The following is a 24,775-nucleotide window of genomic DNA, read 5'->3' on the forward strand; positions in this document are numbered from 1 at the left end:
AGATGCCAGATGCTAGATATTTGATAAATTGGGATTGGCGGTGAGCCACCGCAGGCACTCGTGAAGCTGCTTGGTGCGGGAAGTTAATCACTGACCCGACCGTTAGTAAGCAGATAAACTATAATTTACCATGTCAGTTATTCGTTGTGAGTAGTTAGTTGATTAGAAAAGGAAACGGCCCCTTTTCTGTCATCCTGAACGAAGTGAAGGATCGCGTCCTTTGGCTCTTTACTGAGGAACGCAGAAAGCCATAGCTTTCTGCGTTCCTCAAAATGACAAAAGAGTGGACTCGTCCTTCTCTAACGACTAACAACTAATAGCTAACAACCAGTTCGCTAAACTATAACCTAACGCTCTGCCCTTGACCTTCATTGCTCATTCCTCATTGTTCCTTAGCGTCGCTTCTCTGTACAACTTCAAAAAAGAATGCTATACTGAAAGCACATTCTTTTGAGAAGTGATTTCTGTTCAGGAGGAAGCAAGCATGCTGAAAAGTCAGGAAGTGCGGCGGATTGCGCCGGAAATGGATCCCCTGCGAATGGGAATGGGCTGGAAGGCAGAGGATCTCGCAAAGCCCCAGGTCATCATTGAAAGCACCTATGGGCAAAGCCACCCCGGCAGCGCCCACCTGCTGGAGCTTTCCCAGGCAGCGGCGGCGGGCGCCGACAGCAGGGGGGTAAAATCCGCCTTGTATTTCGCCACCGATATGTGCGACGGCATGTCTCAGGGGCACGATGGGGGAAACTATTCTCTGGCCTCCCGGAATACCATTGCCGATCTCATTGAGATCCACGTCAACGCCACCACCTTTGACGCGGGAGTTTTTCTTTCCAGCTGTGATAAATCGGTTCCCGCGCAGCTGATGGCCATCGGCCGGCTGGATCTCCCCGCCGTTGTGGTAACGGGCGGCGTGATGGAGGCGGGGCCGGAGCTGCTGACCCTGGAGCAGATCGGCAAATACAGCGCCATGTACCGGCGGGGGGAGATCAGTGAAGAGCAGCTGACCTACTACAAGCACCATGCCTGCCCCTCCTGCGGGGCCTGCTCTTTTATGGGCACCGCCTCCACCATGCAGATCATGGCGGAGGCATTAGGGCTGATGCTGCCCGGCACAGCCCTGATGCCCGCCACCTGCCCGGAGCTGAAAAAAACCGCCAGAGCCGCCGGAGAGCGGGCGGCGGAGCTGGCCCTTTCCGGGCTCACCTCCCGGAAGGTCGTCACAAGAGACAGCTTCGAAAATGCCGTGATGGTTCACGCCGCCATTTCCGGCTCCACCAACACCCTGCTCCACCTGCCGGCCATTGCCAGGGAATTCGGCGTTTCCCTTTCCGCCGATGATTTTGACCGCATCCACCGAAACGCCCACTATTTGCTGGATATCCGCCCTGCCGGCCGCTGGCCCGCCCAGTATTTCTACTATGCCGGCGGCGTACCCCGGATCATGGAGGAAATCCGCTCCATGCTGCACCTGGACGTGATGACCGTCACCGGAAGGACCCTGGGCGAAAACCTGGAAGAGCTGCGGAAAAACGGCTATTACGAAAACTGCGGCAGATACCTCAGGGAAACCGGGCTTTCCCGCACCGATATCATTCGCGGCTTTGACGACCCCATCGGCAAAAACGGAACAGTAGCTGTGCTGAAGGGAAATCTGGCGCCGGGCGGCAGTGTGGTAAAGCACAGTGCCGTACCTAAAGAAATGCACCGCGCTGTACTGCGGGCCAGGCCCTTCGATTGCGAGGAGGAAGCCATTGCCGCCGTGCTGCGCCATGAGATCCGGCCCGGAGACGGCGTGATCATTCGCTACGAAGGCCCCAGGGGCAGCGGCATGCCGGAAATGTTTTACACCACAGAGGCCATTTCCTCCGATCCGGAGCTTTCCGCCTCCATTGCCCTGATCACGGACGGGCGCTTTTCCGGTGCCAGCAAAGGCCCCGCCATCGGCCATGTGGCCCCCGAAGCGGCAGAGGGCGGCCCCATCGCCCTGGTGGAGGAGGGCGACCTGATCGAGATCGATATTCCCGCCAGAGTCCTGCGGCTCTGCGGGATCCGGGGCGAGGTAAAATCGGAAGAAGAGATCCGTGCCGTGCTGGAGCGTCGGCGGACAGCCTGGAAGCCCAAGGCGCCCCGCTACCAAACCGGCGTTTTGGGAAGCTTCACTGCCTCCTATCAGGGAGAGGGGGAAGCATGAACTCTATCCTTATAAAACCCCACCATTTTATGGATATCCTAAAACTATAGCCAGATGGCGCGAATTCGAACCACGGTTTTGCCGGGCGTATTTTCGCCCGCCCGTTGTTAGAAATGCAACGCTTTTGCCTAGGTCGGACAAAAATCCACCACGGCAAAACTTCTTCGAACTGAAAACTGGTGAGATATTGTCGATTTTCAGCGCAAAAAGTTTGCTTCGTAAGCTCCGGACGACGGTGGGCGAATGTTTCGCTTGCGGAGCATTTGCGCCTTTGCCTAGGACGATAAACTGAAAAGCGATAATATATCGCTTGTGACAGCTTGCTGCCGCTATTCAGCGGGTTCAAATTTGCGCCATCTGGCTCTGGCAGCGGGCTGACACAGTTTGCACCCGATGAAGCCATGGGGCATGATTTTTACCGGATCGGCAATTTCATTTTAGAGCACCCGGAGCTTTCCCTGTGTTTGACGGTAGGGGGAGACGATATCTGCAAACCCTGCCGCTGCTATCAGGGCCGCTGTACGGATTCCATTTCTCACATACCCGGATTCGCAGGAAAAGACGACTATAACCAATTGCTGGATACCGCATTTTAACGCTTTTTGAGTTGAGCGAGCCAGCCTATACCGCCGCCGAGCTGTGTGAGATCCTTTTCCGAAGCTCTTTGCTGATTTTTGACGTGTGGCAAGAGGAAAATGCGGAAATTACCCAAAAAAGATACCAGCTCTTTTCAGCCGGGGCAAAGCGATATCTGGAACGTGCGGGGACAGCGCGCTTCTCAGGATAACAGGAAGTTCAGCCTGAAAAATTGGAACGGCGAGTTGCCACAGGCACCCGCAAACTGGACGGAAAGGTGTTTTTGGCTCGACTGTAAGGAAAGCGGTAAATTGTAGTCTAGCACACAGTTCCCCACTGTCATTCTGAGGAACGAAGTGACGAAGAATCTCGTCCTTAGTGCCTGTATAGAAGGGCAAAGGGCGAGATTCTTCACTTCGTTCAGAATGACAGGTGAGAAGTAAGCGGTACACCCGTAAATTTCAATTTATCGTACTAGGGCTTGTTTGAAAATAGAGAAAATGGCGGATTTTTGTACAAGGCGAGATGACTTCAAGGCGGAGACCCGCAAGATTTCCAACGCGGAAATCCGGCCGCATTGTGCAAAAAGACGGCGTTTGCGTTTTTTAAGCAATCCCTAACTTCCCTTTCTGTTCAGTAATGACAGATGGAGAGCGAATGTGTAACCGCCAAACTTCAATTTATCTGCTTCCTAACGGTCGGGTCAGTGATTAGCTTCCCGCACCAAGCAGCTTCACGAGCGGCTGCGGTGCCTCACCGCAAATTCCAATTTACCATGCAGACCACCAGAGACAGTTAGCTGCTAAAAGGCCCTGGACGAATCATTTCGTCCAGGGCCTTTTGAACTTTGCGAAAATTACTTCTCTTCCTCGCTGTGGCAGCCGCCGCAGCAGCAATCCTCGTCCTCGTCACAGTCAAATTCCAGGCTTTCTCCGCACTTGGGGCAAACGATGCCGTCTTCGTCCAGCATCTCGTCCTCCAGGGGAATGACGGTGCCGCAGCTGGGACAGGTCACCTCGTACTCGAAATCATCGAAATCCCCGTGGTGATGATGGCCGCAGCCACAGCCGCAGTCGTCCTCTTCCATACCGTAGAAATCCTCTTCCACATTGCCCAGATCCTCATCGATCTCATCTACCTGCTCGGAAAGAAGATCAAAGCCGTCCTCCAGCTCTTCCACGGAAATGCACAGATCGTCCAAAAGCTCCACCATGGCGTTCAACACCTTGGTCTCCTTGGCCTTGGGATCAAGCTCTAGGCCCTCCATCAGGCCGCGAATATAAGAAGCCCGTTCTGAATTTGTCATTGCGATTCTCCTTTTCTTTCTGCCGGCATCGCATGCCGGGATCGGTTTCAGTATCCCCTGACTATACTTAGCTTGCACAGAAGCAGCGCGGAAATGCGCCGTGACCCTTTTCTTAAGCGCGCTCCATATATTCGCCGGTGCGGGTATCCACGCGGATCATCTCATTCTCATTGATAAAGAGAGGAACACGGATCTCCGCCCCGGTCTCCAGGGTGGCGGGCTTCAAGGTGTTGGTGGCGGTATCGCCCTTCACGCCGGGCTCGGTCTTGGTGACCTCCAGCTCCACAAAGTTCGGGGGCTCCACGCCGAACACATTGCCCTTATAGGAGAGCACCTTGCACTCCATATTCTCCTTGACGAATTTGAAGTTATCGCTGAGCACATTGCCATTGATGGGCATCTGCTCGTAGGTCTCGTTATCCATGAAATAGTACAGATCGCCGTCACTGTACAGATACTGCATGTCCTTCCGCTCAATAAAGGCGGTGGGGAACTTGTCGTTGGGGTTAAAGGTTTTTTCCGTTACAGCCCCGGAAATGACGTTGCGGATCTTAGTGCGCACAAAGGCCGCGCCCTTGCCCGGCTTTACATGCTGGAACTCGATGATGGAATACACGCCGCCGTCCATTTCAAATGTAACGCCGTTTCTGAAATCGCCTGCTGTTACCATAAATATGACCTCCGAATTTAGATATTAGAGAATTAGAAAAGGGCATAAGGGCAAGAACATTTTCTAAAAAACACCTATCCAAAGCTTTCGCTGCACAGATATTCTTTTCCTTATTAAGGCCAGTATAACTTATTTTCAGGCCGATTTCAAGGAAAAGTGGGAAATTTTTCTTGAAATCAGCACTGTTTCGGGCGTTGGCCGTGAATCGTGCGGGATCGCTTTTACAGCTCGATCAGCTCTTTGGGGGACTTGGTCAAACTGCGGCAGCCGTCCGCCGTAATGAGAAGCATATCCTCAATACGCACGCCGTACTGTGCCGGAAGGTAAATGCCCGGCTCGTCAGTGATCACCATGCCCTCCGCGCAGGGGGTGCTGTCATGGGCGGCAAAGCGGGGCCACTCGTGAATTTCAAAGCCTACCCCGTGGCCCAAGCCGTGGCCGAAGGTGCCGGGGTAGTCCTTCTCGATCAGATCTCTAGCGATCCGGTCCACCTCGCAGCAGGGTATACCGGGCCTTACCCCATCGATCACCGCCAGCTGGGCCCGCAAAACCGTTTCATACACAGCCCGCTGCTGGTCTGAAACATGGCCCAAGGCAACGGTGCGGGTCATGTCGGAATGATAGCCGTCCAACAACGCGCCGGTATCCATGGTGACAAAGTCTCCCTTGCGCACCCGGTTTTCCGAGGGGACGGCATGGCACTGGGAACCGTTTTTTCCCGCTGCCACGATCAGCTCAAAGGCCACGTTGTCCGCGCCGTTTTTCCGCATGAAAAACTCGATCTCCAGCGCCAGCTCCCGCTCTGTAACACCTTCCCGGATATAGGGCAGAATGTGCCGGAACGCCGCATCGGTGATCTCCTGAGAGGCTTCTATCTTCTTGACCTCCTCCGGAGATTTTATCATGCGCTGTGCCCGGATCACGCCGTCCAGGGAATCGTCCAGCACAGCCTCCGCGCCGTATGCGGCAAAGGCCGTTTCAAAGCGCCTTGCCTGGGCTACGGAAAGCTGCTCCGTTTCCAGGTAAACCGCCTTCACGCCGTGCTTTTGCAAAAGCTCTCCCAGCTTGCCGTTCAGGTTGGAAAAGCCTACGACCTCGCAGTGCTTCGCCCGATACCGGGCGGCCTCCTCATAGCGGAAATCCATCAGCAGATATGCCTGCTCCGCCGTGACCAGCAGCGCGCCGTCCGTGGCGGGAAATTCCGTAAAATACCGCCGGTTCCTCTCGGAAAAGACCAGGGCGGCCTTTTGGGCATCGCCGCAAAGCAGCGTTTCCCTCAAACGCTCTATGGGATTTTTCACGAGATATCCCTCCTGTTTTCAAATTTCCTGCGCAGCCCCTTTTCAAAATGTCTGCGCACCCGAAAGGTAAAACCTTCTTCCTCCTCAATAGGGGAAAGCAGCACGGATTTCATGCCGCACAGATTGGCCCCGATCACATCGGTGAAGATCTGATCTCCGATGATAGCGCATTCGCCGCGTTTCATCTTCAAAAGGGAACGGGCCTTAAGGTAGCCGAAGGGCAGGGGCTTCATGGCAAAGCTGATGCACCCCAGGCCGAATTGTGCGGCGAAGGGCTCCACCCGCTTCTTAAAATTGTTGGAAACGATCAGTACCCGAAAGCCCGCCTCCACCATGCGCTTTGCCCATTCCACCGCGCCCGGTATGGGCTGGTGAGAGGTGTAGGAGGCCACGGTGTTGTCCACGTCCAGCAGCAGAGCCCGCACCCCTAGCCCGGACAAGAACTCCGGGGTCAGATCCATGAGTCCCCGCCTCACGGCGGTCGGTCGAAACAAAGCCATAAAATCATCTCTCCCATTGTTCCAGAGGAACAAAAAAGCGGGCTTTCGCCCGCTTCCGAAAGTGCATTGTGTGCAGCCTTACTTATACTTGCGCTTACGAGCTGCTTCCGACTTCTTCTTCCGCTTGACAGAAGGCTTTTCATAAGCCTCTCTCTTGCGGACCTCCTGAATGACGCCCGCTCTGGCACACTGCTTCTTAAAGCGGCGAAGCGCGCTGTCCAGAGACTCGTTATCCTTGATCCGAATTTCAGCCATGTATATCCCTCCCATCCGCCGTAAGGCAGGGGTCTTATGCGTTATATCATACCAATACAACGAGTTTTATTATATCGCCCCGCTTCAGGATTGTCAAGCCCTCTTTCTTTCATTTTTCCGTCATTTCCGCCAAAGGCTGTTTTCGAAAAAATCCGGAAAACTGCAAAAGGCCCGCTAAAAGCGGCGCACTGATTTCCCCGGCAAACTTCCACACTTGTTAAAAGCAGCCCCCCTTTTTTTCGAAAACACAGCTCCGCCCGTTTCTCCGGCATATTTTCCCGGGCAGCGAAAGCAAAGATATCCGGTGTATTCAGCAGCCGCGCCGCGCAGAGATCCATCACACTATTTCCACAATACTATAATTTCTCGAAAAAAGATATTTCACTTGATTTCTTGTCGAATCATGATATAATAATCGTGAAAGATGCACACGCAATATGATAAACTTCATAAAGAGGGCAGAAATCGTATGGAAAAGTATCTGGCCCACATTTGCCCGGCTTCAGAAGACGGCCCGGAGCGCGTTCAAACGGTGGAGGAGCATTGCCGGAAAACAGCGGAATACGCTGCCCGGGCTTTAGAGGACGTATCGCTCTCCGCCGGCGGATACCTGGCTGGTCTGCTGCATGACGCGGGGAAATACACCGCCGCCTTTCAGGATTACTTAAAAAGGAGCGTATCCGGCGAAAAGCTTCCGCGCGGCTCCATTAACCACACCTTTACGGGCGCCCGGCTTCTTTTTTCCCGGTATCATCGCCTGGAGCTGGGAGACTTTGCCGATACCGCCAGCGAGCTTCTATTTCTCGCCATCGGCTCACACCATGGGCTTTTTGATTGTATCGGAGAAGACAAAAAGAATGGCATCCGCCATCGCCTTACGAAGGAAGGGATCGGCTACAAGGAAGCGACCGACAGCTTTTTCCGGCATTGCGTTTCGGAAGAGGAGCTGGATCGAAGGTTTCAGAAAGCACGGGAAGAGCTGGCTCCCTTCCTGGATCGGCTGCTTGCCATGACAGACCCGAGGCGGGAGGCCTATGAAGACGAAACCGCCTTTTATTCCGGCCTGCTCGCGCGGCTTTTCACCTCCGCCGTCATAGAGGGAGACCGGCGGGATACGGCGGAATTTCAGAATTTGGCCCAATTTCCGCCTGTCCGAAGCACAGAAGAACGAAAACAGCTTTGGGGAAGCTGTCTTGCCCGTGTCGAAGAAAAGTTAGGCAGGCTTTCCAGTGATTCTTCCATTGGCCGGGCAAGGAAAGGAATTTCTGACCAGTGCCGGAAAGCAGCCGATTTGCCGGAGGGCGTCTACCGCCTGAATGTTCCCACCGGCGGCGGGAAAACGCTTTCCTCTTTGCGATATGCCCTGGTCCATGCTGAAAAATACGGAAAACAACGGATCATCTTCACTTCTCCGCTGCTCAGCATTTTAGACCAGAACGCAAAGGAAATTCGAAAGTATGTGCAGGACGACAGCATCATTTTGGAGCACCACTCCAATTTGGTACAGCCCGAGGAAAACGCGGAGCAGCTCGACCAGCGGGAGCTGCTACTGGAGACTTGGGATTCTCCTGTGATCCTCACCACCCTTGTGCAGCTTTTGAATACCCTGTTTTCCGGGAAAACCTCCTCCATTCGAAGGTTTCACGCCCTGTGTAACAGCGTCATCGTCATTGATGAGGTGCAAACGGTTCCCAACAAGATGCTGACCCTGTTTTCCTTGGCTGTCAACTTTTTAGCTGAGCTTTGTGGAGCCACCATTGTGCTCTGCTCAGCCACACAGCCCTGTGTGGAAAGTATTCCGCACCCGATCCATGGGCCGATCCGGGATCTGATCCCCTTTGATCCGGAGCTGTGGCTGGCCTTCCGCCGTACTGAGATCCGGGATAAGGGAGAGCTCTCCCTGGAGGAGATCGCCGCTTTCGCCCGGGTGATCCTGGAAACCCACGACAGTCTTTTGATCGTCTGCAATAAAAAGGCGGAGGTGGAAACGATTTTTACCGCCTTGAAGGAGGAAGACCTTGCTCTGTTCCAGCTATCGGCCGCCATGTGTACGGCGCACCGAAGGGACACCTTGGAACATCTGCGAAGCTCCTTGTCAGAGCAGATGCGAAAAACGGTGTGCGTTTCCACTCAGGTGATCGAAGCGGGGGTGGATATTTCCTTTTCCTGCGTGATCCGCCTGGAGGCGGGCATGGACAGCGTGATCCAGGCGGCGGGGCGGTGCAACAGAAACGGTGAGCGGAAGGGAATGCTTGCTCCTGTTTATCTTGTACGGTGCAAAAACGAAAAGCTTACAAATCTGCCCGATATCCAAAGGGGCAAGGACGCGACCACGGCTTTACTTTGCGAGTTCTCCCAGCGCCCGGAGCAATACGGCGGCAATTTGGATTCCAGCGAAGCCATTCAATTTTATTACCGCGCCCTGTACCGGAATTTTGCGGAAGACTACCAGGACTTCAACAAAGCGGAATACCCCTCCCTGTTTTCCCTGTTATCGCAAAACGAGACCTACACCGATGGAGCGGCGGACGTTCTCTATTTCCGCCAGGCCTTCCGCTTGGCGGGAGCTCTGTTTCAGGTTTTTGAGGAAAACACCCGGGACGTGATCGTCCCCTATGGAAAAGGGGCCGAACTGATCGAAGAGCTGTGCGGCTCGAAAGCGCAAAGCGATCCTTCATTTCTGAAGGAGCTGCTGAAGCAGGCAAAGCCCTTTACAATATTGCTGTATCAATATCAGCTTCAAAGGCTGGAAAAAGAGGACGCCCTGATTCCCTTGCTGGGAAACGCCCTTGGGCTGCACGGCCATTACAGCGAAAATACCGGGTTTACGGCAGAGGGCTCTTATTTTAATTTTTTGGAGGTGTTGTAGCGATGCAGTTTCCGAATCTTGTAGAATTTCAGGTCACGGGGGATTACGCTCTTTTTTCCGATCCCATTATGCGGGTAGGCGGGGAAAAGTGCACTTATCAGCTTCCCACCTATGAGGCGCTGAAGGGAATTTTATCCTCTGTTTACTGGAAGCCCACCTTTCTCTGGATCATCGACAAGGTTCGTATTATGAACCCCATTCAAACGGAGGTAAAAGGGATCCGCCCGATCCATTACCAGGACAGCGGCAACGAGCTTGCCTATTATACCTATTTGAAGGATTGCCGTTATCAGGTACAGGCCCATTTTGAATGGAACGAAAACCGTCCGGAACTTGCCGGAGACCGCAACGAAAACAAACACCACAACATTGCGAAACGGATGATCCAAAAGGGCGGGCGCAGAGATATTTTTCTCGGCACACGGGAATGCCAGGGCTATGTGGAGCCCTGCGCCTTCGGAGAAGAAGCGGGATATTACGACTCCACCCCAGAGCTCAGCTTCGGCCTGATGTATCACGGCATCACCTATGCCGACGAAGCTTTTTCTCCGGAAACTCAGGGAAAAATGACCGCCCGGTTCTGGCAGCCTGTCATGAAAAACGGAATTCTTTCCTTTCCCCGCCCGGAGGAGTGCACGCTTACAAAAACACTGCGGGAAATGGAAAGCAAGCCCTTTGGAGAAGCGCTGGAAAACTTTTCGGGGCTCAGAGAATTCGGGGAGGTGAAGTGATGGGCCTGCTGCAAAAAGCCTGCGAAACCTATGATACTTTTTCCCGGATAGCCGGAATAGAGCAGGAAGGAAAAGAACCTTTGGCTCCCATTTCCCACAGCATCACCAGGGCTGATCTGGAGATCACGCTGGATCAAAACGGAGCTTTTCTTTCGGCACGGACGGTAGACAAAAAGGAACCCAAAATTTTGATCCCCGTTACGGAAGAATCCTTCGGAAGAACCAGCGCTCCCTGTGCCCATCCCCTATGCGACCAGCTGGGTTATCTTGCCCCCTGCAACAGGGAAAAGTATTCCCTGTACCTTGCTCAGCTGGAGGATTGGGAAAGCTCCGGGTTTTCCCACCCCAAGCTTACTGCCATTCTGCGCTATATCCAGGGCGAAACCATTTTATCCGATCTGTCCCGCTGTGAGCTCATTACGGTAACAGAAACCGGCGCTCCGGAAAATGAAAAGCTTCTGGTTCGCTGGGTAGTCAACGGGCTGGGAGAGCAAAGCGGCCCCTGCTGGAGAGACCGGAGCCTGATGCAATGCTTTACAAGATATTATCACTCCAAGTTGGAGGCAGAGGCGCCGGTTTTCTGTATGGTTTCCGGGCAATCGGAAGCGCCGGCAACACAGCACCCAAAGGGCGTTGTGTCTTTAAACGGAAACGCCAAGCTGATTTCCGCTAATGACTCTCATGGCTTTACCTACCGGGGGAGATTCAGCGAACCGAGTCAGGCCGCCACCGTCAGCTACATCGCTTCCCAAAAGGCGCATAACGCCTTGCGATGGCTTGTGGCAAACGAGGGTGTGATCTTCGGAGAACGCACCTTCCTTTGCTGGAATCCGGCAGGAAAAAGGACTCCTATGATCCACAGCTCCATGCAGCGCGGACAAGAGAATGGCACGAAAGCCGCCACTCTCACAGAATACCGGCAGCAGCTGAAAAACGCCCTTGCCGGCTGGAAGCAAGAACTGCCAGACACCTCGGAGGTGATCGTGACCGCTTTTGACGCGGCAACCACCGGCAGGCTGGCCGTGACCTGCTACAGCGAATTTCAGGCCTCCGATTATCTGGAAAGGCTTTTCCACTGGGAAGACACCTGCCTCTGGGAAAATTTCCAGTTTGGAATTCAATCTCCTTCTCTATACGCCATAGTAAATCGGGCATTCGGCGTACCCAGAAACGGGAAGGTGGAAACGGACCCTAAAATTCTGGGCCAGCAAATGCAGCGGCTGATTTCCTACCGGCTGAACGGCGCTTTCTTTCCGTTGGATATGGAAAAATCCCTGGTGGAACGCGCTTCCAATTTACTGCTTTATGAAGAAAAAAAGTTCTATGAATATTCGCAGCGGAAAGAGCTTTTATTCACCGCCTGCGCGGTGATCCGAAAATACCGTTACGATCATTTTAAGGAGGAATGGGATATGGCACTGGATCAGGAAAACAAAGACCGCAGCTATCTGTTTGGACGGCTGCTGGCCATTGCCGAAATCGTAGAGCAAAGCACCTATCAGGGAGAGGACGCCCGGGAAACCAACGCCATGCGGTTCCAGAAGACATTCTCTTTGCGCCCTATGGCAACCTGGCGCTTGCTGGAGGAAAAGCTGAGGCCTTATTACAAGCAGCTAAAGCCCGGATTGTCCGGATATTATAAAAAGCTTACCCAAGAGATCACCGCTCTCCTGGATCCAAAGGATCCGGAGCTGAACAAAAAGCTGGAAGATGTTTACTTGCTCGGCTACTATCATCAAAGAGCCTATCGCAACGCGAAGGCAGAAGATTAAGGAGGAATTTCACAATGAGCGTTTTACAGAACAAGATCGATTTCGTGGCCTTTGCCAGCGTGACCATGGCCAATCCCAACGGCGACCCCTTAAACGGCAACAGCCCCCGAACAGATTATGCCGGCTTGGGAGAGATCAGCGACGTCTGTATCAAGCGGAAGCTTCGGAACCGAATGCAGGATCTGGGAAACCCGATTTTTGTTCAGTCCAGCGACCGCTGCGACGATGGCTGCGGCAGCTTAAGCCAACGCGCCTCCACCGTGCTGGGAAGCACAAAGGGGAGCAGCCCGGAAGAGCTTGCCGCAAAGGCCTGTGAGGCCTGGCTGGACGTGCGTTCCTTCGGGCAGGTATTTGCCTTCAAGGATATAAAGGGCGTTTCCGTAGGAGTGCGTGGGCCGGTCTCCATTCATCAGGGCGTCAGTATCTCCCCGGTGCAGGTCGAGGATATGCAGATCACAAAAAGCGTAAACGGGGAAGATTCCAAGGGAGAAAAAGCTCGTACCTCCGATACCATGGGCATGAAGCATTTTGTCCGGTTTGGTTTTTATCAGCTCAAGGGCTCTATCAATGTGCAGCTGGCGGAAAAAACCGGCTTTACCGAGGAAGACGCCGAAACAGTCAAGGAATGCCTGCGCACCCTGTTTGTCAACGACGCCTCTGCCGCACGCCCGGACGGCTCCATGGAGATCACCCGCCTTTACTGGTGGAAGCACAACTGCAAAGACGGCCAGTATTCTTCCGCTCAAGTCCACCGCAGCGTTCACGCGGAGCTGAAGGATCCTGACACGATTCCCGCCTCCCCCGAGGATTACACGATCACACTGGAGCCCCTTGCCGGGCTGGAGCCGGAGATCTTAAATGGCCTATAAAGAAGACGATTTCCTCCAGCTTTCCGGCTTGCAGCATTTTGCTTTCTGCCGCCGGCAGTGGGCGCTGATCCATATTGAAAACCAGTGGCAGGAAAACCTTCGCACCGTGGAGGGCGACCTGTTCCATGAAAGAGCGCACGATGAGCAGCAGCGGGAAAGGCGGGGAGATACGCTGATCCTTCGGGGGCTTTCTGTCTTTTCCGCCAGCCTGGGGCTTTCGGGGAAATGCGATGTTACGGAATTTCACAGAAACCCGCGGGGCGTTTCTCTACAGGGGGAGGAAGGTCTTTGGCTCCCCTTTCCGGTAGAATATAAGCGGGGCGCTCCGAAAGCCGGAGAAGAGGACACGCTGCAGCTCTGCGCCCAGGCCATGTGCCTGGAGGAAATGCTTTGCTGCTCTGTTTCGGAGGGCGCACTCTTCTATGGCGAGACCCGGCGGCGGTTTCCGGTGGAGTTCACGCCGGAGCTGCGAAAGCAGGTACGGGACTTCGCGGAAGAAATGCATCAGTATTTTCAGCGGGGATATACGCCGAAGGGAAAGCCCGGCAAACACTGCAACGCCTGTTCTCTGAAGGAGCTGTGCCTGCCGAGGCTTACCAAAAAGTCACCGGTGAAGGACTATCTTCACAAAGCCATGGAGGAAGCCCTATGAAACAGCTTCTCAACACTCTATTTGTTACCTCAGAGGACATCTATCTTTCGCTGGACGGGGAAAACGTGGTGGCAAACCGGGAAAAAGCCGTGGTGGCGCGATATCCGCTTCACACACTTTCCGGAATCCTCTGCTTCAGTTACGCCGGCGCTTCCCCCGCGCTGATGGGCGCCTGTGCTCAGCGGGGCATCGCCCTTTCCTTCTGTACGCCCCGGGGAAAATTTCTGGCCCGGGTATCCGGAGAAACCAGCGGAAATATCCTGCTGCGCCGAACGCAGTACCGCATGGCGGACGATCCCCTGCAAAGCTGCCGGATCGCCCGAAGCATGATCTTCGGAAAGCTCTACAATTCCCGCTGGAGCATGGAACGTACCCGGCGGGATCACAAGCTGCGGGTAGACGAGGAAAAGCTGAGCGCCGCTTCGCAAGCTCTGAAGGAGCTTCTCCCCTCTGTGCTGCGGGAAACTTCCCCGGACAGCCTGCGCGGGCTGGAGGGCGCCGGCGCCACCGTTTATTTTGGCGTGCTGGACCATATGATCTTAAACCAGAAGGAAGCCTTTTTCTTTCATGGCCGTTCCCGCCGTCCGCCGCTGGATCCCTTCAACGCGCTTTTGTCCTTTGCCTACAGCCTGCTGGCTCACGACTGCGCCTCCGCTTTGGAAAGCGTGGGGCTGGATTCCTACGCCGGTTTTCTTCACCGGGACCGCCCAGGCCGTACTTCCCTGGCGCTGGATCTCATGGAGGAGCTGCGCCCCTGCATGGCGGACCGGTTCGTCCTCACTCTGGTAAATAACAGAAGCATTCAGCCCAGTGATTTTCAAGCCAGTGAAGGCGGCGCTGTTTTTCTAACGGACAATGCCCGCCGCGCATTTTTGAAAAGCTGGCAGGAGAAGAAACGGGAAACCCTTACCCACCCCTACCTGGAAGAAAAGGTTCCCTGGGGGCTGATCCCTTATCTTCAGGCACTGCTTCTGGCACGATACCTTCGAGGCGATTTGGACGAATATCCTCCGTTTTTATGGAAATGAGGCGCTTATGCTGGTTTTGATCACCTACGACGTCAATACGGAAACCCCTGCTGGAAAAAAGCGACTGCGGCAGATCGCCAGGCAATGTGTCAATTACGGCCAGCGGGTGCAGTGCTCGGTATTCGAGTGTCTTCTGGACCCGGCACAGTGCAAAAAGCTTCAGGCAAAGCTGTGCGCCATCATGGACCCGGAGCTTGACAGCCTGCGCTTCTACTATTTGGGTAGCCGCTATGAAAACAAGATCGAGCACTTCGGCTGCAAGGAAACCTACCTGCCGGAAGAGCCCCTGATCCTTTAGTGCGAAGCGGAAGCTGCCGGAGATCCCCCGGGCGTTTCGCACCTAAAATAAGCCAGTTTTCATCATACCGCTTCATTTTAATTTCTGTTTTTTTCACTATTCCGATAGAAATTTTTAAGATTTTGTTTTATTTGTACTTCTCGCAAAGGAATCTCTGTGCACCTTTGCTGTCGCCTCCCTCACGGGAGGCGTCGCCTCCCGTATACAGAAACCAGCTATTTCAACGCCCAAGCCACCGTCGCCTCCCTCACGGGAGGCGTCGCCTCCCGTATCCCGGTTCCGTGGACAAGATCACCATTGGGAGTCGCCTCCCTCACGGGAGGCGTCGCCTCCCGTGACGGAGGGCGGCAGGATATGCCGCCCTTTTTCTGTCGCCTCCCGTATAAGGGCTTGAAAGCGCCCAGCCCCATGTTTCCGGTCGCCTCCCTCACGGGAGGCGTCGCCTCCCGTTCGGGCAAACGTCGCAATTTTCGGCGCTGCACGTCGCCTCCCTCACGGGAGGCGTCGCCTCCCTCTATTTTTCATAGAGCTTTCGCAGGAAATGGGCTTGTCGCCTCCCTCACGGGAGGCGTCGCCTCCCTCGGCAGGGGAAAGCGGAAGCGCACGACGGTTTATGTCGCCTCCCTCACGGGAGGCGTGGATTGAAATGTTCAAGTTAAATCGAAAAGCGTTTGTTGCTGGGGTCGCCTCCCTCACGGGAGGCGTGGATTGAAATTTCTGCATTTACTCTTGACTTTTTCCACTGAAGAGTCGCCTCCCTCACGGGAGGCGTGGATTGAAATGTGAATGTGATCCAGTATTACGCTTGCCGTGCTATCGTCGCCTCCCTCACGGGAGGCGTGGATTGAAATTGAAGGATTGCAACATTGATGGGGGCCTTCTTGGTCGCCTCCCTCACGGGAGGCGTGGATTGAAATCTTTCCAGCCGGTGGCCTTGTTGCCCTTGCCGGTCTTGCGTCGCCTCCCTCACGGGAGGCGTGGATTGAAATAGGTTGGGGAATACCGTACAGGCCACGGCCAGCTTCGTCGCCTCCCTCACGGGAGGCGTGGATTGAAATAAGGGCTTTCCGGTGGGTCATTACCACACCATCGTCGCCTCCCTCACGGGAGGCGTGGATTGAAATAAACCCTTCCAACTGCCCGGAACCCTTCAGCATGGGTCGCCTCCCTCACGGGAGGCGTGGATTGAAATCTGACATCATCGTCGAGCTGGCTGCGGCCATCCCGTCGCCTCCCTCACGGGAGGCGTGGATTGAAATTTTTCCGGGGCTTTGTCGAAAAGAAAAGCCGTGTCGTCGCCTCCCTCACGGGAGGCGTGGATTGAAATAGCATAATCCATGACACATCACGCACCGTATACCCCGTCGCCTCCCTCACGGGAGGCGTGGATTGAAATGAGCAGAGCGGCACCCGCCTGATCTTCGGCGACGACGTCGCCTCCCTCACGGGAGGCGTGGATTGAAATAGATAGAGAGCCTCCAGCTTTTGCCGATCGGCCAGGTCGCCTCCCTCACGGGAGGCGTGGATTGAAATGGCGAGGGCTACGTCGTGGAATGGTACGAAACGGAGTCGCCTCCCTCACGGGAGGCGTGGATTGAAATTTCAGGGCTCCCTCGACGTTCTTCTGATAGTAGCCGTCGCCTCCCTCACGGGAGGCGTGGATTGAAATATTTCTGGCAGCAGGGCCCGGATCCCGGCATTGGTCGCCTCCCTCACGGGAGGCGTGGATTGAAATAGGACATGAAGCAGCTGATCAAGGGCATGGACGCGTCGCCTCCCTCACGGGAGGCGTGGATTGAAATTGAAAGGAGCCCAAAGGCATGAAAGAAAAAAAGAGTCGCCTCCCTCACGGGAGGCGTGGATTGAAATTGAAAGGAGCCCAAAGGCATGAAAGAAAAAAAGAGTCGCCTCCCTCACGGGAGGCGTGGATTGAAATGCTGCGATCGTGGCCGTGAACCCGTCCTATGACGTCGCCTCCCTCACGGGAGGCGTGGATTGAAATGAGGACGTTATGTACGAGGTTTACAACGCCAACTGTCGCCTCCCTCACGGGAGGCGTGGATTGAAATCAGTCTGGCGCTCCAGTCGGTGTGCCCGAACAAGTCGCCTCCCTCACGGGAGGCGTGGATTGAAATTGTTTTGCAGCTCTACACGTTTCTGGCCCCGTGAGTCGCCTCCCTCACGGGAGGCGTGGATTGAAATGACAGAAAGGCCGGGACATATCCGAGGCCCGGCACCAGTCGCCTCCCTCACGGGAGGCGTGGATTGAAATCCCAGTCTGGACTCCGTGGCCTGCACGATCGACGCGTCGCCTCCCTCACGGGAGGCGTGGATTGAAATTACCAGAGAGCCGTCGGCCGCGTTGATTGCCTTCCAGTCGCCTCCCTCACGGGAGGCGTGGATTGAAATATGATTTATTCCTCCGTTTTTATAGTGTGCGTGAGTCGCCTCCCTCACGGGAGGCGTGGATTGAAATTACTACTCCAAGTATCAGAACGTCGTCCACACCGTCGCCTCCCTCACGGGAGGCGTGGATTGAAATATCACATAACTGTCCAGGGTCACGCGCCCAGGGGTCGCCTCCCTCACGGGAGGCGTGGATTGAAATAACTTTGGCAGCCGCGAGTATTACGGAATGGACCGGTCGCCTCCCTCACGGGAGGCGTGGATTGAAATCTGGACTGCCCTCTGCTGGCTGACGGAGTGTTCCGGTCGCCTCCCTCACGGGAGGCGTGGATTGAAATAATCCAAAGTACACCGGCCGCGCCCTGATCATCGTCGCCTCCCTCACGGGAGGCGTGGATTGAAATGAGGAAGTCCTGCAAGACGGTCAGCTCGACGATCTGGTCGCCTCCCTCACGGGAGGCGTGGATTGAAATGCTTATGTGGCCGGGGAAGGTGAAGGGGCCGCCCGGTCGCCTCCCTCACGGGAGGCGTGGATTGAAATTGGTCCGGGCCATTGAGATCCTGAAACAAAAGGCGTCGCCTCCCTCACGGGAGGCGTGGATTGAAATGCCTTGTTCTGTGCGTCCAGCTCTTTCTCCCATGTCGCCTCCCTCACGGGAGGCGTGGATTGAAATCTTGATGTAGACGAAAAGGTGGTGGCCCCGCACGTGTCGCCTCCCTCACGGGAGGCGTGGATTGAAATGCTTTTGCTACTAATTCTGGCCCCGGTCTTGTTTGTCGCCTCCCTCACGGGAGGCGTGGATTGAAATCTGTTGGTCGAAGTCCGTCCGCCCGTCGCTCGCCGTCGCCTCCCTCACGGGAGGCGTGGATTGAAATCAGTATTCCGCCGGGCAGGAGCCGGAGACAGCAGCGTCGCCTCCCTCACGGGAGGCGTGGATTGAAATATTCCTCCTCTGCGCTGTTTGGCGTAATATGCACGGTCGCCTCCCTCACGGGAGGCGTGGATTGAAATCTGTGTCTTTGTCTCTCAATGTAATCCGGCCTATAGTCGCCTCCCTCACGGGAGGCGTGGATTGAAATGGTTCTGCACCATCAACGGCAGCAATGGCGTAGGCAGTCGCCTCCCTCACGGGAGGCGTGGATTGAAATCGACGGCGACCACTCCCGCGCGCGTGTGCACTGGGTCGCCTCCCTCACGGGAGGCGTGGATTGAAATGACGACACAATCAGCGCGGAGCTGCCAGAACATGAGGTCGCCTCCCTCACGGGAGGCGTGGATTGAAATAAATAAGGAGGCAAAAACATGGAATACAAACCGAAGTCGCCTCCCTCACGGGAGGCGTGGATTGAAATATGTCGCGCCAGACTTCCCACGGCACCCGGAAGGTCGCCTCCCTCACGGGAGGCGTGGATTGAAATTGTTCTGCTTTTGCCTGAATTTGTCCGGCGCGTGTCGCCTCCCTCACGGGAGGCGTGGATTGAAATCACCTGATCGAGCTCCAGACAGAACGCGCCCTGGTCGCCTCCCTCACGGGAGGCGTGGATTGAAATATCTTCAAAAAGTCGTCCACATAGTCACAAAACGTCGCCTCCCTCACGGGAGGCGTGGATTGAAATGTGCCTGCGGCCACGTTGATGGTGACGGTGACGTGTCGCCTCCCTCACGGGAGGCGTGGATTGAAATTCGCCCTCGGTGGTCTTGCGGATTTTCACGGAGGTCGCCTCCCTCACGGGAGGCGTGGATTGAAATTCCGCCCGGTACGCCTCAAGCTGATTTTTGTGCGGTCGCCTCCCTCACGGGAGGCGTGGATTGAAATCCAAATCGCTCTGCGGGCTTTCTCAAAGCCGTGCGTCGCCTCCCTCACGGGAGGCGTGGATTGAAATAAGTGTACGATGAAAGCGACAAAGACGGGTGCGGGGTCGCCTCCCTCACGGGAGGCGTGGATTGAAATTGTCCTGCGAGTATGACGCTTTTAGCGTCATTGCGTCGCCTCCCTCACGGGAGGCGTGGATTGAAATGCCCTCCTTGAGGTATTCGCCGTCCCGCCTGTCCGTCGCCTCCCTCACGGGAGGCGTGGATTGAAATTGCCCCATATCGCGCAGGAGTGGCGGGCCATCTTCGTCGCCTCCCTCACGGGAGGCGTGGATTGAAATGCCTCGAATACGACGGCCCGGCCCCCGGCCAGCGTCGTCGCCTCCCTCACGGGAGGCGTGGATTGAAATTCTCTGGGCGATTGCCTCCGCCGTGGTATAGCTGTGTCGCCTCCCTCACGGGAGGCGTGGATTGAAATAAGAGCGACGACGATGTATTCGACACCTTGGAGAAGTCGCCTCCCTCACGGGAGGCGTGGATTGAAATCTGATTATCAGGTGCGAGCAGTGCGGAGAAATCGTCGCCTCCCTCACGGGAGGCGTGGATTGAAATGGTTCTGCACCATCAACGGCAGCAATGGCGTAGGGTCGCCTCCCTCACGGGAGGCGTGGATTGAAATTCCTGCTCCTCGCTTACGACACTGCGTTGTAGCCGTCGCCTCCCTCACGGGAGGCGTGGATTGAAATTATGTCGTTGGCGGAATGGCGACGGGCAGCGAGCGTCGCCTCCCTCACGGGAGGCGTGGATTGAAATCCGTTCTGCCGGGTGATGGTGAGGGGCTGGTGAAGGTCGCCTCCCTCACGGGAGGCGTGGATTGAAATCGCAGGAGGAGTTTGGTGTTGTGGTACTTCCAGTGTCGCCTCCCTCACGGGAGGCGTGGATTGAAATCACCCGTGTCGAGCGGAATGTCGATTTCATCGAAAGGTCGCCTCCCTCACGGGAGGCGTGGATTGAAATCGCATTCCATTTTGGCCTCCCGGCTTTTGCCGCCTCGTCGCCTCCCTCACGGGAGGCGTGGATTGAAATCATCTTTCAGCATGTAGTAGACGTTTTCTTTGAGTCGCCTCCCTCACGGGAGGCGTGGATTGAAATACCTCATCCGATTCTGGGGCATTAAAAAATTTGTCGTCGCCTCCCTCACGGGAGGCGTGGATTGAAATTGTTTTAAGTATATTTACGATCCGGTCATATCCGGTCGCCTCCCTCACGGGAGGCGTGGATTGAAATTCTTTGATCTTTTCTCCATCTACAATAGCGGAGGTCGCCTCCCTCACGGGAGGCGTGGATTGAAATTTTTCCCAGGTGAGTATAAATATTTGCGGTCATTGTCGCCTCCCTCACGGGAGGCGTGGATTGAAATCACCAGGCCTGCAAGCTGGCGTTGAAGCGCGAGAAGTCGCCTCCCTCACGGGAGGCGTGGATTGAAATCAAAAAGATAACGGCAGACTCAAAATGAATCTGCGTCGCCTCCCTCACGGGAGGCGTGGATTGAAATTACAGTGAGGCTGGTATCAGTGCGGTCAATGACCTTGTCGCCTCCCTCACGGGAGGCGTGGATTGAAATGCCCTAACGCAGAAATGCACACCACAGCGCCGGAAAGTCGCCTCCCTCACGGGAGGCGTGGATTGAAATTGGTATGATATCTTCTCCATCATGTTCTGCTGCGTCGCCTCCCTCACGGGAGGCGTGGATTGAAATCTGATGTTGACTATCGCAAGTACTATGCTCCTTACGTCGCCTCCCTCACGGGAGGCGTGGATTGAAATAGGAATGAAATGTGGTAACGATCCAACTCCTTCGTCGCCTCCCTCACGGGAGGCGTGGATTGAAATTTTGACAGAGCGTTTCATGGCCTTGAGGGCAGCAGCCGCTTTCCAAATGGATGGAGGCGGCTGTTTTTGCGCTTCAGAAGCGCTGAAGTCCTGCTTATCACAGAACGATTTGACAATGCAGGCTTTCCGGGGTATTCTGTATAAAAAGAATCTGCATTGGGAAGTGAAGCTATGAAGAGGCTGTCTTCTAAAAAGCAAATCATTTTAATCATGATGTTTTTCCTTATCCCGCTTTTGGGGCTTTTGATCGGGTACAATCTTTACAATATCAACGCGCTGAACCAGGGTCTGGCGGAAAGCCGGCAAAATACGATTTTACTTTATTCCAACGCCTTCGAGCGCGAATTGAAGGATATCGAAAATTACACCGCCAGTTTTCTTGCCAACGACGCGGATTCTATTCAAATGCGTTACCAAAATTCCATTTTGCAGTCTCATGTGCTGACTATGGGAATCCTGCAAAAATACCGAACAATGATGAATGCCAAAAACGTAATGGCCGCTTTTTTTCTCTATGCCGGCAACAACACTGTTTTCCGCGGAGCTTACCGGTATGAGTACAGCTATCTGGAAAAAACGGAAACGGAAGCATTTGTGCGGCAGGTGCTGCGGGAGGACCCTGATGTGATAAAGCGCGGCTGGTTTTTTCATCAGATAGAGGGCCGTCCCTTTCTGTTTCGCTTTCTGGGCAGCCGCAGCCTTTACAATATCTGTGTAGTGGATCTGGATTATGTAGACACGCCCCAAGAGCTGAAGAAAGGCGCCGGAGAAGAGCTTCTCTTTTTTCTGGACCAGCAGGGAAAGCCCGTTACAGAACAGTCTGTGCTGGAAGCCGCTCAAATGGAGCCCGGCCTTTCCCAGGAGGCCTTTTCCATTGTGGGACAGGGGCCGAAAAAATATTTTCTGGTGCAGACCTATTTTCCCGCCTATGATCTGACGATTGCCCACGCCTCTCCCTATTTTGGGATCCTGATGAATATGAACGCGGTTCAAATCACTTTTTTTGTGGGCTCCGCCATGATTTTGCTGTTGATTTGCTTCAGCTTCTATTTTCTGAAGCGCTTTTTCTTAAAGCCCTTCGATTCTCTGGTCACCACCATGGAACAGATCCGCAATGGCCGTTGGGACGCAAAATTGGAGACTGCGGGGCCTGTGGATGAGTTTGTGCGCCTGCAGAATACCTTTAACGCAATGATCGAGGAAATTCACTCCCTGAAAATTGCCTCTTACGAGCAGCGGCTGGAACGGCAGCAGGTGGAATTGCAGTATTTGCAGCTTCAGATCCGTCCCCACTTCTTTTTGAACTGCCTGAAAAATCTTTATGCGCTCGTTCAGGGGCGGCAATACGAGCAAACCCAGGAGTTTATCTTAAAGCTTTCGGAGCATCTGCGGTATTTGTTTCGGGAAATGCGTACTCTGGTGCAGATGGAAACAGAGATCAAAAATGTGGAAAACTATATTTCTCTGCAGCGAATGGTCATGCCTGTCCCGCCTGTCTTTACCGTAGAGATCGACGACCGCTTAAACAAGGTTTTCATTCCGCCTCTTTCTCTGCTGACCTTTATCGAAAACTCCGTGAAATATGGAAGCCCTCCGGGAAAGGCACTGGAGCTTCACACAAAAATTGTCCTGCTGCAGGATAGTGAGGAAAGCTATGTGAGCATAACGATTCGCGATAACGGCGAGGGCTTCCCCGAAGAGATCCTGCGGGTTTTACAAACCGACCTAGGCGAAATGGGAACGCATCTGGGGATCCAGAACGTTTATCGAAGGTTTCGGCTGCTTTACGGGGAAAAATGCGTCTTTTTCTTTTCCAATCGCTGCGGAGCCGAAATTGAAATTTATTTCCCCTATGATCCAAACGGAGAAAACGGGAGGGAGCTTTTATGCGAGTGCTGATTGTGGACGACCAGCTCCATGTGGTAAACGGAATTGCGGCCGGTATTGATTGGGACAAGCTGGGGGTAACGGAAACCCTTTGCGCCCACAGCGCCTTTGAGGCCAGGCAGATTTTTTCCGAGCACCCGGTAGACGTTATGCTCTGCGATATCGAAATGCCGGTGGAAAGCGGCATCAGCCTGTACCACTGGGTAAAGGAGCAGAAATTTGCCACAGAATGTATTTTTCTCACCGCTCATGCCGATTTTTCCTATGCGCGGGAAGCCCTTCGCCTGGAAAGCTTCGATTATATCCTGCAGCCTGCCAGATATGAAGAAATTCAAAATGCTCTTGCCAGGGCTATAAGCCATCTAAAGGCCAAGCGTGAGCTGGCGCTTTACTCCTCCTATGGTCACGGCGTTTCCAAAAACCGCTCTGCGCTGCTGGACGGAATATTCCAGGACTGCCTTTTGAACCGGGAAAACAAGCTTTCCGATTTGCGCGCCCGGGCGGGGCAGTGCGGGATCCCTTTCTCCGGCGGGCAAAAATCCGCCTGCGGGCTTTTACAGCCGCTCTCTTGGGAGAAGGGCACAGCGCCCTGGGAGGAAGAGGTTTTGCGCTACGCTTTGGATAATATTCTTACGGAGCTTTTCCATACTTACCGGTATTCCCTTTTGCTGGTTCGCGCTCAGGATGATTTTTATCTTCTTGCCTCCCCTCCGGAGGGGAGCCCCTACCGGCAGGAAACCGTCCAAAATCAGCTTGCGGCGTTTCTCACGGTTTCTCAGCGGGAGCTGGGCTTATCGGCCGCCTGCTATTGGACGGAGCTTGAGCCGGGCAGCTCCCTGGCGGGCGGGGCGGAAAAGCTGCAGGCACGGAAAAAAGACAACATTTTGTTGTCCGGCGGTCTTTTCTTTGTGGGAGAAGCGTCCGGCGCGGAATCTCCCGTGTCTTTTGAGAGCCAGCTGAAGCGGTGGGAGCATTTTCTGACCGGCGGCAACGTTCTCCCGGTTCGGGAGGAAATTCACCTCTGGCTGGAAAAAAACGCCGGGGAAAACCGGCTGACCGCCAGGGATCTCAAATACTTTTATCAGGGCCTGATCCGCATGTTTTCAGTGGCCGCGGATCAAAGACAGATCCACTTTCAGGAAATTCTTTCCTCCTCTGAGCTTTTGGACCAATATCTGACGGCCTATGAATCGGTGGACGGTGTGAAAAACCTGGTAGATCATGTGATCCCCTATTTTCTGGAAGATCCCACGGAGGAGAACCAAAAGCAGATCGACCGCGCGATCCAATATATTTACGATCATATCGACAAGGAAATAAACTGCGCGGAAATTGCCCGCCACGTGTTTTTAAACCCCGATTATCTGTCGCGGGTCTTCAAAAAGGAAACGGGTCTCTCCCTGAAAAAATTTATCATTTTGGAAAAAATGAAGCTGGCGAAAAGCTTGCTGCGCAGCACCGCCCTGCCGATCAGTACCATTTCCCTGCGGGTGGGCTACAGCAATTTTTCTCATTTCTCTCAAAGCTATAAAAAGGCGATGGGGCTCACGCCGGAGGAAGAGCGAAGGGCCTGAATGCGTGAAAAGAAATGCGGAAAAACTTTTCTGCTTTTTTGCCGCCCGGCCCTCCAGTGGTGCTTTGAGATCAGAAAAGCAACAAATCAGGTAGGATTTTCAACAGCATTGGCGGCCATTGGCCGGTGAATATCCCAAAAGTCAATAACGGAGGTCGCTTTTTTGGTGGCCTCACCGGCTCCGA

The 24,775-nt window shown here is 54.5% G+C and carries 17 protein-coding genes and 1 CRISPR repeat array; of the genes, 11 read left to right on the forward strand and 6 right to left on the reverse strand.

Going from position 1 to position 24,775, the window contains the following annotated elements:
• Positions 1 to 487 precede the first annotated feature (487 nt).
• Positions 488 to 2,191 carry a dihydroxy-acid dehydratase gene (gene ilvD / locus U8T64_RS05365; RefSeq protein WP_322182039.1) on the forward strand — a complete coding sequence of 568 codons (1,704 nt, stop codon included), beginning with the start codon at positions 488 to 490 and terminating at the stop codon, positions 2,189 to 2,191.
• A gap of 401 nt (positions 2,192 to 2,592) precedes the next feature.
• Positions 2,593 to 2,787, forward strand: a complete 195-nt coding sequence (locus tag U8T64_RS05370) for a hypothetical protein (RefSeq protein ID WP_322181669.1) — start codon at positions 2,593 to 2,595, stop codon at positions 2,785 to 2,787.
• A gap of 836 nt (positions 2,788 to 3,623) precedes the next feature.
• Here U8T64_RS05370 and U8T64_RS05375 read toward each other — a convergent pair.
• The 6 genes from U8T64_RS05375 to U8T64_RS05400 form a co-directional block, all read right to left on the reverse strand.
• Complete coding sequence (locus U8T64_RS05375) at positions 3,624 to 4,073, reverse strand: CD1247 N-terminal domain-containing protein (protein ID WP_322181671.1); 450 nt, start codon at positions 4,071 to 4,073, stop codon at positions 3,624 to 3,626.
• A gap of 112 nt (positions 4,074 to 4,185) precedes the next feature.
• Entirely contained in the window at positions 4,186 to 4,743 is a 558-nt protein-coding gene (gene efp, locus U8T64_RS05380) for an elongation factor P (RefSeq protein ID WP_322181672.1), read from the reverse strand.
• A 221-nt stretch (positions 4,744 to 4,964) separates the two neighbouring features.
• Positions 4,965 to 6,044, reverse strand: a complete 1,080-nt coding sequence (locus U8T64_RS05385; RefSeq protein WP_322181674.1) for a M24 family metallopeptidase — start codon at positions 6,042 to 6,044, stop codon at positions 4,965 to 4,967.
• Complete coding sequence (locus tag U8T64_RS05390) at positions 6,041 to 6,544, reverse strand: YqeG family HAD IIIA-type phosphatase (protein ID WP_322181676.1); 504 nt, start codon at positions 6,542 to 6,544, stop codon at positions 6,041 to 6,043. The genes U8T64_RS05385 and U8T64_RS05390 overlap by 4 nt, the downstream gene beginning before the upstream one ends.
• 78 nt (positions 6,545 to 6,622) lie before the next feature.
• Positions 6,623 to 6,799, reverse strand: a complete 177-nt coding sequence (rpsU, locus tag U8T64_RS05395) for a 30S ribosomal protein S21 (RefSeq protein WP_322181679.1) — start codon at positions 6,797 to 6,799, stop codon at positions 6,623 to 6,625.
• Between the two features lie 41 nt (positions 6,800 to 6,840).
• Positions 6,841 to 7,137 (reverse strand): hypothetical protein, encoded by a 297-nt coding sequence (locus tag U8T64_RS05400; RefSeq protein ID WP_322181682.1) that lies wholly within the window; start codon positions 7,135 to 7,137, stop codon positions 6,841 to 6,843.
• Between the two features lie 131 nt (positions 7,138 to 7,268).
• Here U8T64_RS05400 and cas3 point away from each other — a divergent pair, with 131 nt between their 5' ends.
• The 9 genes from cas3 (at position 7,269) to U8T64_RS05445 (ending at position 24,591) form a co-directional block, all read left to right on the forward strand.
• A complete protein-coding gene (cas3, locus tag U8T64_RS05405; protein WP_322181684.1) occupies positions 7,269 to 9,668 on the forward strand; it encodes a CRISPR-associated helicase Cas3' in 2,400 nt (799 codons plus the stop codon).
• Positions 9,669 to 9,670: 2 nt separating this feature from the next.
• Positions 9,671 to 10,399 carry a type I-C CRISPR-associated protein Cas5c gene (gene cas5c, locus U8T64_RS05410; RefSeq protein WP_322181686.1) on the forward strand — a complete coding sequence of 243 codons (729 nt, stop codon included), beginning with the start codon at positions 9,671 to 9,673 and terminating at the stop codon, positions 10,397 to 10,399.
• Positions 10,399 to 12,171 carry a type I-C CRISPR-associated protein Cas8c/Csd1 gene (cas8c, locus tag U8T64_RS05415; protein WP_322181688.1) on the forward strand — a complete coding sequence of 591 codons (1,773 nt, stop codon included), beginning with the start codon at positions 10,399 to 10,401 and terminating at the stop codon, positions 12,169 to 12,171. Before cas5c ends, cas8c begins: the two co-directional genes overlap by 1 nt.
• 14 nt (positions 12,172 to 12,185) lie before the next feature.
• On the forward strand, positions 12,186 to 13,040 hold the full coding sequence (gene cas7c, locus U8T64_RS05420; protein WP_322181690.1) for a type I-C CRISPR-associated protein Cas7/Csd2: 855 nt from the start codon (positions 12,186 to 12,188) through the stop codon (positions 13,038 to 13,040).
• The gene (gene cas4 / locus U8T64_RS05425; RefSeq protein WP_322181691.1) at positions 13,030 to 13,692 is read left to right on the forward strand and encodes a CRISPR-associated protein Cas4; all 663 of its coding nucleotides are present in this window, start codon (positions 13,030 to 13,032) and stop codon (positions 13,690 to 13,692) included. Before cas7c ends, cas4 begins: the two co-directional genes overlap by 11 nt.
• Entirely contained in the window at positions 13,689 to 14,720 is a 1,032-nt protein-coding gene (cas1c, locus tag U8T64_RS05430) for a type I-C CRISPR-associated endonuclease Cas1c (protein ID WP_322181693.1), read from the forward strand. Before cas4 ends, cas1c begins: the two co-directional genes overlap by 4 nt.
• A 7-nt stretch (positions 14,721 to 14,727) precedes the next feature.
• Positions 14,728 to 15,018, forward strand: coding sequence for a CRISPR-associated endonuclease Cas2 (cas2, locus tag U8T64_RS05435; RefSeq protein WP_322181695.1), 291 nt, complete (start codon positions 14,728 to 14,730; stop codon positions 15,016 to 15,018).
• A gap of 615 nt (positions 15,019 to 15,633) precedes the next feature.
• A CRISPR array of direct repeats spans positions 15,634 to 21,130; the repeat unit is 33 nt; unit sequence GTCGCCTCCCTCACGGGAGGCGTGGATTGAAAT.
• Between the two features lie 210 nt (positions 21,131 to 21,340).
• Positions 21,341 to 23,029 carry a sensor histidine kinase gene (locus U8T64_RS05440; RefSeq protein WP_322181697.1) on the forward strand — a complete coding sequence of 563 codons (1,689 nt, stop codon included), beginning with the start codon at positions 21,341 to 21,343 and terminating at the stop codon, positions 23,027 to 23,029.
• Entirely contained in the window at positions 23,017 to 24,591 is a 1,575-nt protein-coding gene (locus tag U8T64_RS05445) for a response regulator transcription factor (RefSeq protein ID WP_322181699.1), read from the forward strand. The genes U8T64_RS05440 and U8T64_RS05445 overlap by 13 nt, the downstream gene beginning before the upstream one ends.
• Positions 24,592 to 24,775: the final 184 nt, after the last annotated feature.

The sequence above is a fragment of the Neglectibacter caecimuris genome (assembly GCF_034335015.1).
Lineage (GTDB): Bacteria > Bacillota > Clostridia > Oscillospirales > Acutalibacteraceae > Acutalibacter > Acutalibacter caecimuris_A.